Source organism: Massilia timonae CCUG 45783, from assembly GCF_000315425.1.
In the GTDB taxonomy this organism is placed as follows: domain Bacteria; phylum Pseudomonadota; class Gammaproteobacteria; order Burkholderiales; family Burkholderiaceae_D; genus Telluria; species Telluria timonae.
On record NZ_JH992923.1, the window covers coordinates 729480 to 742379 of the forward strand.

The window sequence follows — 12900 nt, forward strand, 5'->3', positions numbered from 1 at the left end:
ATGATGAAAATATGATAACAATCTTGACCAGGCCGCGGCGCGAGATTGGAACTCTCGGGCATTTATTGGCTTGATGCAATATCTCTGATTGGTGGCGGGAATACCATGGAGCAGCGGCCAGCACGCCGCGCGCCGGTCCATCGAGGAGGTGACACTGCCATGGTGCATGACATGAAATCCGTCAGGGAAGTCGCGGCCGAACTGCGGCAAGTGTGGCGCGCGGCGTCCGGATTCCTGCTCAGCATCGAGCTGTGGCTGATGGTGCTGGTGGCGGCCAGCATGGTCGCCGGGTTCTGGCTGGCCTTCATGGGCCAGCCTTGCTGCCTGCTGGCTTTCGGTGTCGCGCTCGGCTACCCGGCGCTGCGCATCGCCCTGCACCTCAAGGGGCGTCTCGCCTGGCCGTTCTTCTGAGGCTCTCGGCCGGCGTCCGGCTGGATTGCCAGGTCTGCTATGCTGCGCGCTTGGCGCTCAATCGCCGCTCAATTGCTGCTCAGTTGCTGCTTAATTGCTGCTCAATTGTTGCTCAATCGCCGCTCATTTGCAGCTCATGGAGAACACATCGATGACGTTTGACCCTTGCGCCAAGCCGCGCAGCGCCTGTTCGATCCGGCTCGCCACGGCCGTCGCGCTGGCCCTCGGGACGGTGGGCGGCAGCGCCGCCCAATCCGTCCGCGACCCCGCCTATGACGCCTTTGCGTTGATCCCCGAGGCGCCGGGTTCCGCCTGGATCGACGCGACCCTGCCCAAGGTCCCGGTCGCGCCGGCCCTGCACGCGACCGACTCCGTGTTCATCGACGTCGACCACGACGGCGACCTCGACATCGTCGTCTCGGTGGAACATGGCGTCAACCGCCTGTACCGTAACGACGGCGGCGGCAAGCTGACCTACGTCCCGGACGCCTTTGGCCTCCGCATGCACGACAGCGAACACGTGCGCGCCGCCGACTTCAACCGCGACGGCCATATGGACGTGGTGTTCGTGGCCGAGGCCGACGAAGTTCACCAGCTCTACCTGGGCGACGGCAAGGGCGGCTTCGTCGACGCCAGCGCGCGCCTGCCGGCCCACAGCCAGGGCAATGCTCTGGCGCTCGGCGACGTCGATGGCGACGGCCTGCCCGACATCTTCATCGGCAGCACCGGCGAGGCGGGCGGCGGCAAGGAGGTGGCGGCGAAGAACCTGCTGTTCCTCGGTGACCCCAAGCGGCCCGGCTACTTCGTCGATGCCTCCGCCACCCACCTGCCGCAGGGGAACGACCAGACCGAGGGCGCGGCGCTGGCCGACATGGATGGCGACGGTGACCTCGACCTGCTGCTGGCCAGTCCCAGCCAGCCGAACCGGCTCCTGATCAACGACGGCAAGGGCCGGTTCAAGGACGAGTCGCACCGGCTCGAGCTGAAGGCGCCGATGGAAACGCGCGAAGTGCAGGTGCTGGACGCGAACGGCGACGGCAAGCTCGACATCGTGTTCTTCAACATCACCAGCAACAACGCCGGCTGGGACAAGGATCCGCAAACCCGCTTGCTGGTCAACGACGGCAAGGGACGCTACCGCGACGAGACTGCAAAGCGCCTGCCGGCCCACACCTTCTCGAGCTGGGCCGGCACGGTGGTCGATTTCAACGGCGACGGCGCGCCGGACCTGCTGGTGGGCGCGATCCAGGTGCCGGGCTTCGTGCCGCTGCAGCCGCGCGCCTGGCAGAACGACGGCAAGGGCCATTTCAAGGACGTGACCCTGGCGGTGCTGCCGGGCGTGACCGTCGGCCGCAGCTGGAGCATGGGCAAGGGCGACCTCGATGGCGACGGCAAGATCGACGTCTTCATCGGCGGCTGGGGCACCCAGGCGCGACTGCTGCTGAGCGACATCGAGAAGCACCGGGCGTCGCTGCCGCCGGTGCCGAAGCTCGAGAAGAAGGCGCGCTGAGGGTCAGCGCGCCGGCCTCAGGACGAACTCCGTGATCTCGGCCGGCACCCCGAGCCGGATCGGGAAGCCGTTCCACAGGCCGGTGCCGTTGCTGACGTACAGCTGCATGCCCTTGACGCGGTAACTGCCCGAGACGTAGCCGCCATTCGCGCGTTTCACGACCTGGTCGACGCCCCGGATCATGCCGCCATGGGTGTGACCCGACAACTGGACGTCGATTCCCGATTCGGCATTGGCGGCGACGCCGATCGGCTGGTGGCTGAGCAGCACGACCGGCGCGTCCGGCGCCGCGCCTTCGAGCGCGCGGCGCGTGCTTGGTCCCTCCATGCCGAAGCGCGGCGCCACCCGGTCGGTGACCCCGGCGATCGTCAGGCGGCCGCCCTCATGGTCGATCGTGGCGTGGCGGTTGACCAGCACGCGCATCCCCAGCCCTTCGAAGGTGCGCGTCCAGCGCTCGGCGCCGAAATAATATTCGTGGTTACCGAGGCTGGCGATCACGCCGTGCCGGGCCGCCAGGTCGGCCAGCGGCCGCACGTCGCCCGCGCGCGCCTGCGGCGAACCGTCGATCAGGTCACCGGTGATGACGACCAGGTCGGGGCGCAGCGCATTGCTGCGCTCGACCACCTCGCGCACCCAGTCGCCGTGCATCAGGCGGCTGATGTGCAGGTCGGTCAGCTGCACCATCCGGAAGCCATCCAGGGCCGGGGGCAGGTCGCGGATCGCCAGCTCGACCCGGCGCACTTCGGGCGCCTGGATCGCCTGGCCCACGCCGACGGCCGACAGCAGCGTGCCGACCGTGACGACGGCATAGCGCAGGCGCTTTGTGACGCGCGCATCGATGGCGCGCCCGCGGCGCAGCGCCCAGGCGGCCAGCAGGGCCAGGTCAGCCAGCAACTGCAGCAGGAGCACCAGCAGGAAGCTGCAGTACAGCCAGCCCAGCAGGACGATGAAGACGCGCGGGATCTCGGGCGAGAACATCGTGCCGAACACCCATTTCTGGATCATGTGGTGCTGGCAGACCAGCAGCAGGGCCAGGCCCAGGCCGATCCGGGTGAAGCGGTGCAGGGGGAGGGGAACGATCAGGCGCAGTACGAGGTACAGATAGGCTAGATACACATAGGGGAAAAACACAGCGGCAACACTCTTGTCTCTGGTTAAGTTGTCGCGATCATATCGCACCCGGCGCCAGGAAACGGGGCTGCGCACGGTTTATCGGCGTTTACTAAACTTCGCTAAACTTCGCCCTTTCGGCGAAAGACTGTTGAGTGCAAGTTCTTTCCTTTGTATAAATTCGCTTGTTGTTACACGAAGACCTCTGCTATGCACGCGGCATCACTGTCGTTTAGTAAATCCCTGTGAACGCTATCATTCCCGCGTTCCGAACCCCGGGGAGAGCACGGCACGCCGCTCGATGGAGCCCGCAAGGTTCCGCCTAAAAGAAAGCCCGCCACAGGGCACGACCAGGAGACACACGATGACTTCAAGAACCCAAGCCGCTTCCCGGCAGCTGCGCTGCCGCGTCACGCCCATCGCCACGGCGGTCGGGATTGCGCTGCTGTCCCTTTCCAACGCCTATGCGCAGAGCGAGGCCGCGCCGGCGCCATCGGCCGACCAGCCGGTCCAGCCCGCGGCGCAGTCGCCGGCAGGCTCGGCGCTGCCGACGCCGGCCCAGCAAAACGCCGCCAGCCCGGCGGCAACGGTCAAGGTGACCGGCTTCCGCTACGCGATCGAGAAAAGCCTCGACCAGAAACGCGACGCCAACTCGATCGTCGAGGTGGTCACCGCCGAAGACGTCGGCAAGTTCCCGGACAAGAACGTGGCCGACGCGCTGCAGCGCGTGCCGGGCGTGGTCGTCACCCGCAGCGGCGGCGAGGGCAAGAACGTCAGCGTGCGCGGCCTGTCGTCCGACCTGACCCTGACCCAGCTGAACGGCAACTACGTCGCCACCGCCGAATCGAACGGCGATCCGACCCGCTCGTTCAACTACATGCTGATGCCGTCGAATATGCTGGCCAGCGCGGAGCTGTACAAGACGTCCGAGGCGCGCTTCGACGAGGGCGGCATCGGCGGCACCGTGATCCTGCGCACCCGCCGTCCGCTGGACGTCAAGTCGGGTTCCGGCTTCGTCAACGTCGAAGGCACCTGGGCCGACACCACCAAGAAGACCGACCCGCAATATTCGGGCCAGTACGCCTGGCACGACGAGAGCAACCGCTTCGGCGTCCTGGTCGGCTTCACCAAGCAGAAGCGCACCACCCGCACCATGGGCGCCAGCACCGAGAACTGGCAGTGGTATGCCGACGACTACGACGCGCAGCCGCCGGTCGACGTTAACGGCAATCCATCGGGCCTGAATTCGTTCTGGTGGGGCGAGTCGGGTTTCTACGACCAGTCGGGCAAGTACTACAGCAAGTTCGCGATGCCGACCTCGGTCAATATGGACGTGCGCGAGACCGAGCGCGAACGCAAGGGCGGCCAGATCACCCTGCAGTTCAAGCCGCTGCGCAACCTGAACATGACGGCCAACTACTTCCGCTTCGACCTGCAGCAGAACTCCCAGCTGAACCAGCTGAAGGTCCCGGAATGGAATATCGCGCGCTATGACGGCGACGGCAACTGGCCGGGCGGACGCCTGCTCGACGGCCTCACCTTCGACCCGAGCGGCACGGTCGTCACCGGCGCCCAGTACAGCGCGCATCCTGGCAAGGCCTATTACTGCAACAGCGCCCAGGCCGGCGCGGGCGGCCTGGCCAACACCGGCGGCTTCGGTCCGGACGACTGCACCATCCCGACCCCGCAGATCACCGGCAGCTACAGCCGCGAGAAGGCGCTGTCGCAGACCGCCGACTTCGAAGTCGAATGGAAGGGCGATGCGGTCGACGCCAGCTTCAAGGCCGGCCGCACCTGGGCCAAGGGCGGTCCCGAGCTGCAGTTCGGGATGCCGATCAAGCCGCGCGTGCAGAACGCCGACGGCAGCTGGACCCTCGGCAACACCGCGACCTCGTGGGACGTGTCGGGCACGCCGACCATGACCTTCGCGCCGGAACTGATGCAGAACCTGCGCAATGGCATCGGCGAGATCGACCTCGGCTCGACCTCGTCCTCGTGGACCCGCAACAGCACCGAGCAGAATTACGCCCAGACCGACCTGACCTGGCACGCCGACAGCAGCTGGCTCGATTCGATCCAGTTCGGCGCCAAGTACCGCGACGGCGGCACCAGCCGCAGCACCGGCAACAACTACTGGGTGTGCCAGGGCACCGACCCGGGCGACTACGACAACCGCTACCAGAACGGCTGCGACGCCAACGCCAACAAGTTCCGCCCTGAGTTCCTGTACAACGAATCGCTGGGCAACCTGACCAACGGCCTCAAGGCCAGCGCCTTCCCCGGCATTAACTATCCGGCCTACATCGCGTACCTGAACCAGACCTACGGCGACATGCAGACCCGTAACGAGGACAACTTCATCTACAACGTGGACGAGAAGATCACCTCGATGTACCTGCAGGCCAACATCAAGACCGACCGCCTGCGCGGCAACTTCGGCGTGCGCGTGGTGCGCACCAGGCAGCATGCCGATTCGACCGACAAGGTCGACTACTACAACGACTACTTCTTCGACGGTCCTGACGGCACGCCGGCGCCATGCCAGGCCGGCGGCCTGCCGGCGGCCGGCGCGCCCGCGGGTTCGGGCTGCACCAGCGGCTTCACCGTGGTGCCGGACAGCCAGACCAATCCGGCCACCGGCCACGTGTCGACCTATGTGGTCAGCTCGCTCGACCGCAAGTACACCGACGTGCTGCCGAGCCTGAACATCGCGTATGACCTGACCGACACCCTGCTGCTGCGCGCGGCGGCCTCGAAGGTGGTGGCGCGTCCAAGCTACAACGACATCGGCGCGCCGGGCGCACTGAACTACTACAGCCAGGAATACGTCGAGGACCGCCGCCTGATCGGCGGCGGCGACCGCCAGGGCTGGTATGGTTCGGGCAGCAACAAGGACCTGGAACCGTACCAGGCGACCCAGTACGACGTCGGCCTGGAGTGGTACTTCCACCGTGGCTCGGTGCTCGGCATGGGCCTGTTCCGCAAGAATGTGCAGAACTTCGCGGTGCCGGTGGTGCGCGACGTGACCCTGAACATCGGCGGCGACGCGATCGCGGTCCAGAACTACGCGACCAGCGCCGGCGGACGCGATGCGGTGTCGAAGGGGATCGAGCTGTATGGCCAGCACACCTTCGACAACGGTTTCGGCATCCAGGCCAACTACACGTACAACAAGACCAACCAGGCCGCGATCACGCTGGCGGACGGCACCGAGATCGGCACCTCGCCGCTGGTCGGCAGCGCGAAGAACCAGGCCAACCTGACGGTGTTCTACTCGAACGACAAGCTGATGCTGCGCGCCTCGTACAACCGCCGCGGCGAAGTGGTCAACGGCCTGATGAACGGCTTGAACGTGTACGAGGAACCGTACAGCCAGGTCGACCTGAACGCTTCCTACAACTTCACGCCGGAGCTGAGCCTGACGGCGTCGGTGCTGAACCTGACCGAGGAAGAGTCGCGCTCGCACCTGGGTAACGACACCAAGCAGCGCTTCTACTCCAACAACTACGCCGGCCGTGTCGCGTACATGGGCCTGAACTACAAGTTCTGAGCCCCGTTCCGTCCTCCCCGCGCCGCTCGGCCCGGGGAGGATTTTCTCATTCTGGACAAGCCATGAACATGCACGAACATGCCCGCGCTGCCGGGCCTTGGCCGGGGCGGTGGAGCGCGCGCTTTGTGTCGGGATTGATCCTGGCCCTGGCCGCGGGCATGGCGGCGACGCCGGCTGCGGCCTCCCGGCTCGTGATCGACAAGGATTGGACCTTCCGTTTGCTGCCCGGCCATGCCCAGGGCAACACCCATGTGGAAGCGCTGCCGTCGCGCGCCGCGACCGTCCCGGGCACCGTGCATACCGACCTGCTCGCGCACGGCGTGATCCCGGACCCTTATGTCGGCGCGCCCGAAGGCGGCCTGCAGTGGATCGGCCTGGCCGACTGGGAATACCGCACCAGCTTCGACGTCCCGGCCGCCACCCTGCGCGCCGCGCGCAGCGACCTGGTGTTCGCGGGCCTCGACACCTTCGCCGAGGTCTGGCTCAACGGCGTCAGGTTGTTCGAGGCCGACAATGCCTTCCGCACCTGGCGCGTGCCGGTCGAGGGCCGGCTGCGCGCGGAGGGCAACATCCTGCGCGTCGTGCTGCGCTCGCCGATCGCGAAGATGCTGCCGCAGGTGGCCGCGATGCCGCACAAGATCGCCGGCAACTATCCGTCTCCGTACGGCGACGAGCCGCAGGACGCCATGACCGGAAACTTCGTGCGCAAGCCAGGCTACTACTACGGCTGGGACTGGGGTCCGCGCTACGTCAGCGCCGGGATCACGAAACCGGTGGTGCTGCAAAGCTGGGATGTGGTGCGCATCGACGACCTGCAGCTGCGGCAGGACCGCGTGGATGCCGCGCGCGCCGAGGTCAGCGCGATCGCCGCGCTCGACGTCGTGCGCGCCAAACGCGCCGAGTTGCGCCTGTGGCAGACGGCCCCCGACGGCAAGCGCACACTGGCCGCTTCCAGGCGCGTCGACCTGGCCGCCGGCGCCAACCGGATCGCGCTGCCGGTGCGGGTCGATTATCCGCAGCGCTGGTTCCCCAATGGGTATGGCGCGCAGCCGCTGTACCGCTACGAGCTCGAGGTCCGCGACGGCAGGGAGACCCTGGCCACGCATGCCGCGCGCACCGGCCTGCGCAGCGTCGAGCTGCGGCGCGACCCGGATGCGCGCGGCAGCAGCTTCCACTTCGTCGTCAACGGCATCCCGGTGTTCGCCAAGGGCGCCAACTCCATCCCCTTCGACATGTTCCAGCCGCGCGTGAGCCGCGAACAGCTGCGCCGCGTGCTTGAGTCGGCCAGGAACGCCAATATGAACATGCTGCGCAGCTGGGGCGGCGGTTATTACGAGGGCGAGGATTACTACGACCTGGCCGACGAGCTGGGATTGATGGTGTGGCAGGACTTCATGTTCGGCGGCGGCATGCAGCCGGCCTACGACGAGGCCTTCCGCGCCAGCGTGGTGCACGAGGCGCGCGACCAGGTGCGGCGCCTGCGCAACCGCCCCAGCGTCGTCCTCTGGTGCGGCAATAACGAGGAAGAGATCGCGTGGAAGTACTGGGGCCACCGCAAGACCCTGGAAAAGGCCGACCCGGCGTTCGCCGACCGGGTGTGGAAGGGCTATGTGCAGCTGTTCGGCGTCGACCTGCGCAAGGTGGTGGAGCAAGAGGGCGGCGGCATCGGCTACTGGTCCAGCTCTCCCGGCAACGACCTGCAGGAAGTCGCCAACACCCCGGCCGCCGGCGACATGCACTACTGGGAAGTGTGGGGCAATCCGGCCCATCCGGTGTCGACCTACTTGGACGTCACGCCGCGCTTCATGTCCGAGTACGGCCTGCAGGCCTGGCCGGACCAGCGCACCATCGACGCTTTTGCCCGCCGTGACCAGCAGCGCATCGACCATCCGGTGATCGAGGCGCACCAGAAGTTCATGGCCGGCAAGGGCAATGCGCGCCTGCTGAAATACGTGCGCGACGAATTCGGCGAACCGGCCGATTTTGCGGGCTTCGCCTACCTGAGCCAGGCGATGCAGGCCGAGGGCATCGAACTGGCCGCGCTGCACCACCGGCGCAGCCGTCCGAACACGATGGGTTCGCTGTACTGGCAACTCAACGACGTGTGGCCGGGGGCGTCATGGTCGGGCATCGACTGGTTCGGCCGGCCCAAGGCGCTGCAGTTCCATGCGCGGCGCTTCTTCGCGCCGGTCGCGCTGGCGGCGCTGCGCGACGCCGCCGGCAATACGAAAGTCAGCCTGCTCAACGACCGCACGCACGCCGTGCAAGGCGAACTGCGCACACGCGTCATGACATTGGACGGCAAGCTGCTGCGCGACGAGCGCAAGGCGGTCGAGATCGCGCCGCTGTCGGCGTTCGAGGCAGCTGGCTACGTCGACGCCGACCTGCTCGGCGGCGCGGATCCGGCGTCCACCTTCGCCGTGTTCGACCTGCGGGCCGAGGGCGAACCGGCGTCGCGCGGCGTCGTCTACTTTGCGCCGGCGAAGGAAATCGCATGGGTTGATGCCAACCTGCGCGCCGCCTTGCGCCGCGACGGCGATGGCTACGTCGTCGAGATCGAAGCGGCCCGGCTCGCACGCGCCGTCTGGATCGATTTCGGCGCGCTGGACGCCGAGCTGTCGGACAACGCCCTGACGGTGCTGCCGGGCGAGCGCGTCCAGCTGCGCTTGAACTCCACCGCCAATGAAGATGCCCTGCGCGCCGCCATGAACATCCGCTCGCTGTCTGACGCCGTGCGGGCCATTACAACAACACCATAGGAGACCGTCTTTACATGAAGAAGACGCACACCATATCCGCTGCTGTGACTCTGCTGCTGGCGGCCAGCGCTGCCGGCGCCGCCGAGCCCCGCTTCTCGACTTCCTTCGAATCCGGCCAGCCGGCGCCGGCCACGTTGACGGGCGAGGGCGTGAAGGTGGCGCTGGGCGCCGGCCCGGAACGCCCGTACGCCGCCAGGAAGAAGGCCGGCTATACCGGCGCCCAGGCCTTGCACTACCATGCCGAAGGCCAGGGCGGCCGCCTGCAGCTGTACGCGATCGATATCGAGGTCAAGCCCGATACCGTGCTGTCGTGGATGGTCTTGCCCGAGATCGTCGACGGCGACATCGACACGTCGACCCACGTCTCGCTCGACCTGGTGCTGGATGACGGCCGCCGCGTGTCGAGCCTCGACTTGCGCGATCACCATGGCGTGCGCCTGGGCGCCAGCGCCCAGGGCCAGTCGAAGACCTTGTATCCGCAGCAATGGGCGCACAAGGCGGTACGGCTGGGCAGCCTGAAAGGACGCCGCATCAAGGCGATCGAACTGGAGCTGCGCCCCACCGCCAAGGGCGGCGCCAGCGGCTGGATCGACGACGTCGCGGTGGGCGAACAGGCAATCGCGCAGGTCGCGCGCCTGTCCGACCACGTGCTGACCACGCGCGGCACCCAGGCCAACGGCACTTTCTCGCGCGGTAACAACATCCCGGCCGCCGCCGTGCCGCACGGCTTCAATTTCTGGACCCCGGCCACCGACGCCGGCACCCTGAGCTGGCTGTATCGCTGGAACGAGCAGAACGACGCGAATAATCGCCCGCGCCTGCAGGCGTTGTCGCTCAGCCACCAGCCCAGCCCGTGGATGGCCGACCGCCAGACCTTCCAGATCATGCCCTCGGCCGCACAGGGCCGTCCCGACGCCGACCGCCAGCGCCGCGCGCTGCCGTTCGCGCACGACGGGGAACTCGCGCGTCCCTACACCTACCGCGTCGATTTCGACAACGGCATCCGCGCCGAGCTGGCGCCGACCTCGCGCGCCGCGATCTTCCGTTTCCGCTTCCCGGAGAACGGCGACGCCAACCTGCTGTTCGATAACGTCGACGACCGCGGCGGCTTAACCCTGGACGCGGCGACCCAGACCCTGCGCGGCTATACCGACACCCGCAGCGGCCTGTCGAACGGCGCCACGCGCATGTTCGTGTTCGCGCGCTTCGACCAGCGCTGGCAGGACAGCGGCGCGATCGAGACCGGCCGTCCGACCGGTTTCATCAAGTTCGCGGCGGACAAGGGCGAGGTGCGGATGCGCATCGCCACCTCGCTGATCTCGGTCGAGCAGGCGCAGCGCAACCTGGACCTGGAGATCGGCGACGCCGGCTTCGATGCCGTGCGCGAACGCGCGCAGGCGGCGTGGGATGCGGAACTGGGCCGGGTCAAGGTCGATGGCGCCAGCGAAGACCAGCTGACCACCGTCTATTCGAACCTGTATCGCCTGTTCCTGTATCCGAACGTCGCCCACGAGAACGTCGGCACCGCCGCCAAGCCCGACTGGCGCCACGCCGACCAGAGCGGCTGGTCGAAGGACAAGACCGGCGGCGATGCGCTGCGCACGTCGGCGCCGGTGGTTCCCGGCCAGGTCTATGTCAACAACGGCTTCTGGGACACCTTCCGCACCACCTGGCCGGCGTATGCGCTGTTTGCGCCGAAGCGCGCCGGCGAGATGGTCGACGGCTTCCTGCAGCAGTACCGCGACGGCGGCTGGGTGGCGCGCTGGTCGTCGCCGGGCTACGCCGACCTGATGGTCGGCACCAGCTCCGACGTGGCCTTCACCGACGCCTGGCTCAAGGGCGTGCGCGGCTTCGACGCGCACCAGGCCTACGAGGCGGCGCTGAAGAACGCGACCGCCGTCCCGCCGGTCTCGAACGTCGGCCGCAAGGGCCTGGCGCAGTCGATGTACCGCGGCTATGCCGACACCTCGGTCCACGAAGGCATGTCGTGGACGCTGGAAGGCGCGCTGAACGATTTCGGCCTGGCGCAGCTGGCCGCCGCCCTGGGCGCTGAAGAAGGCGAGGGTGGCAACGACAGCGCGCGCGGCCGCCGCTACCGCGAGGAGGCCGCCTACTTCCGCGCCCGGGCCGCCGATTATGCCCATGTCTACGACCCGGCGACCAGGTTCTTCCGCGGCCGCGACGCCAAGGGCGGGTGGCGCGTGCCGGCGAAGGACTTCGATCCGCGCCGCTGGGGCGGCGATTACACCGAGGCCAACGCCTGGACCTTCGCCTTCACCGCGCCGCACGACGCGGAAGGGCTGGCGAGCCTGATGGGCGGCCGCCAGGTGCTGGCCAGCCGTCTCGACGAATTCTTCGCCACGCAAGAGACGGCGGAAGCGAAGTATTCCGGCAGCTACCGCCAGGTGATCCACGAGATGACCGAGGCGCGCGACGTCCGCATGGGCATGTACGCCCACAGTAACCAGCCTGCCCACCACATCCCCTGGATGTACGTCGCCGCCGGCCAGCCGTGGAAGACGCAGCAGATCACGCGCGAGATCATGCGCCGCCTGTACCTCGGCAGCGAGATCGGCCAGGGCTATGCGGGCGACGAGGACAATGGCGAGATGTCGGCCTGGTACACCTTCGCCATGCTGGGCCTGTATCCGCTGCGGATGGGCTCTCCCGAGTACGTGATCGGCTCGCCGGCCTTCGCGCGCAGCGAGGTCACGCTCGAGAACGGCCGCACGCTCACCGTGATCGCCCATGGCAACAGCCAGGACAACGTCTACGTGCAGTCGCTGAAGGTCAACGGCAAGCCGTGGAACCAGCCCTGGATCCGCCACGCCGACATCGCCGCCGGCGCTACGCTGGAGTTCGCGATGGGCAGCAAGCCCTCGACCTGGGGCAGCAAGCCCTCGACCTGGGGCAGCGATCCGGACACCTTGCCGGCATCGATGACCGCCGCCGGGCAGCGTCCCGCCGGCCTGGTCGACCGCGGCAAGGGCGCCACTGTCACGCTGGATGGCAAGCGTGTCGACGCCGCGCTGGTCGACGACGATGCGATGACGGCCACGGAAGTCCCGGCCAGGGCCGCCATCGGCTTCGCTTTCGCCAAGCCGACGACGATCAGCCACTACACCATCACCGGCGGCAAGGCGGCGCTGGGCAAGGTGACGTGGACGCTCGAAGGGCGCGACGGCAAGGGCGCGTGGGTGGCGCTGGACGCACGCGAGGACGAGGTGTTTGCCTGGGAGCGCCAGCTGCGGCCGTTCGGCATCGCCAAGCCGGGCGCCTACCGCGAGTATCGCCTGCGCTTCGCCCAGGGCGCGACGTTCGAGCTGGCCGAGCTGGAGCTGCTGCAGGCCGGCGCGGTGGCGGCGCCGAAATAAGGATGCGCGACGAGGCAGGTAAATACCCGTGTTTACAGTGAGCAACCGTTGTTTACTAAAAAAAGCTAAAACACACCGTGTGCTACCTGCCTTTGTTGACGCTGCCGAAACGCGGCTGCTATAAATTCAAGTACAAGACGCGACAACAAGCGTTTATTAAACCAATCAATGGAGACGATCATGTAT

Annotated in this window: 6 protein-coding genes; 5 read left to right on the forward strand and 1 reads right to left on the reverse strand. The window is 67.3% G+C overall.

Annotated elements, in window-relative coordinates; genetic code table 11:
• Nucleotides 1-171: 171 nt before the first annotated feature.
• Both HMPREF9710_RS27920 and HMPREF9710_RS13260 read left to right on the forward strand, forming a co-directional pair.
• Complete coding sequence (locus HMPREF9710_RS27920; RefSeq protein WP_229409791.1) at nt 172-411, forward strand: hypothetical protein; 240 nt, start codon at nt 172-174, stop codon at nt 409-411.
• 151 nt (nt 412-562) lie between these two features.
• The gene (locus tag HMPREF9710_RS13260; RefSeq protein WP_005667097.1) at nt 563-1921 is read left to right on the forward strand and encodes an FG-GAP repeat domain-containing protein; all 1359 of its coding nucleotides are present in this window, start codon (nt 563-565) and stop codon (nt 1919-1921) included.
• Between the two features lie 3 nt (nt 1922-1924).
• On the opposite strand, the gene HMPREF9710_RS13265 is transcribed toward HMPREF9710_RS13260, so the two are convergent.
• On the reverse strand, nt 1925-3052 hold the full coding sequence (locus HMPREF9710_RS13265; protein WP_005667098.1) for a metallophosphoesterase: 1128 nt from the start codon (nt 3050-3052) through the stop codon (nt 1925-1927).
• Between the two features lie 343 nt (nt 3053-3395).
• On the opposite strand from HMPREF9710_RS13265, the gene HMPREF9710_RS13270 reads away from it, so the two are divergent.
• From HMPREF9710_RS13270 to HMPREF9710_RS13280, 3 genes are all read left to right on the forward strand, one after another.
• Nucleotides 3396-6581 (forward strand): TonB-dependent receptor, encoded by a 3186-nt coding sequence (locus HMPREF9710_RS13270; protein ID WP_005667100.1) that lies wholly within the window; start codon nt 3396-3398, stop codon nt 6579-6581.
• Nucleotides 6582-6706: 125 nt separating this feature from the next.
• Entirely contained in the window at nt 6707-9340 is a 2634-nt protein-coding gene (locus tag HMPREF9710_RS13275; RefSeq protein WP_040776230.1) for a beta-mannosidase, read from the forward strand.
• A gap of 14 nt (nt 9341-9354) precedes the next feature.
• Entirely contained in the window at nt 9355-12714 is a 3360-nt protein-coding gene (locus HMPREF9710_RS13280; RefSeq protein WP_005667104.1) for a GH92 family glycosyl hydrolase, read from the forward strand.
• The last annotated feature ends 186 nt before the right edge of the window (nt 12715-12900 follow it).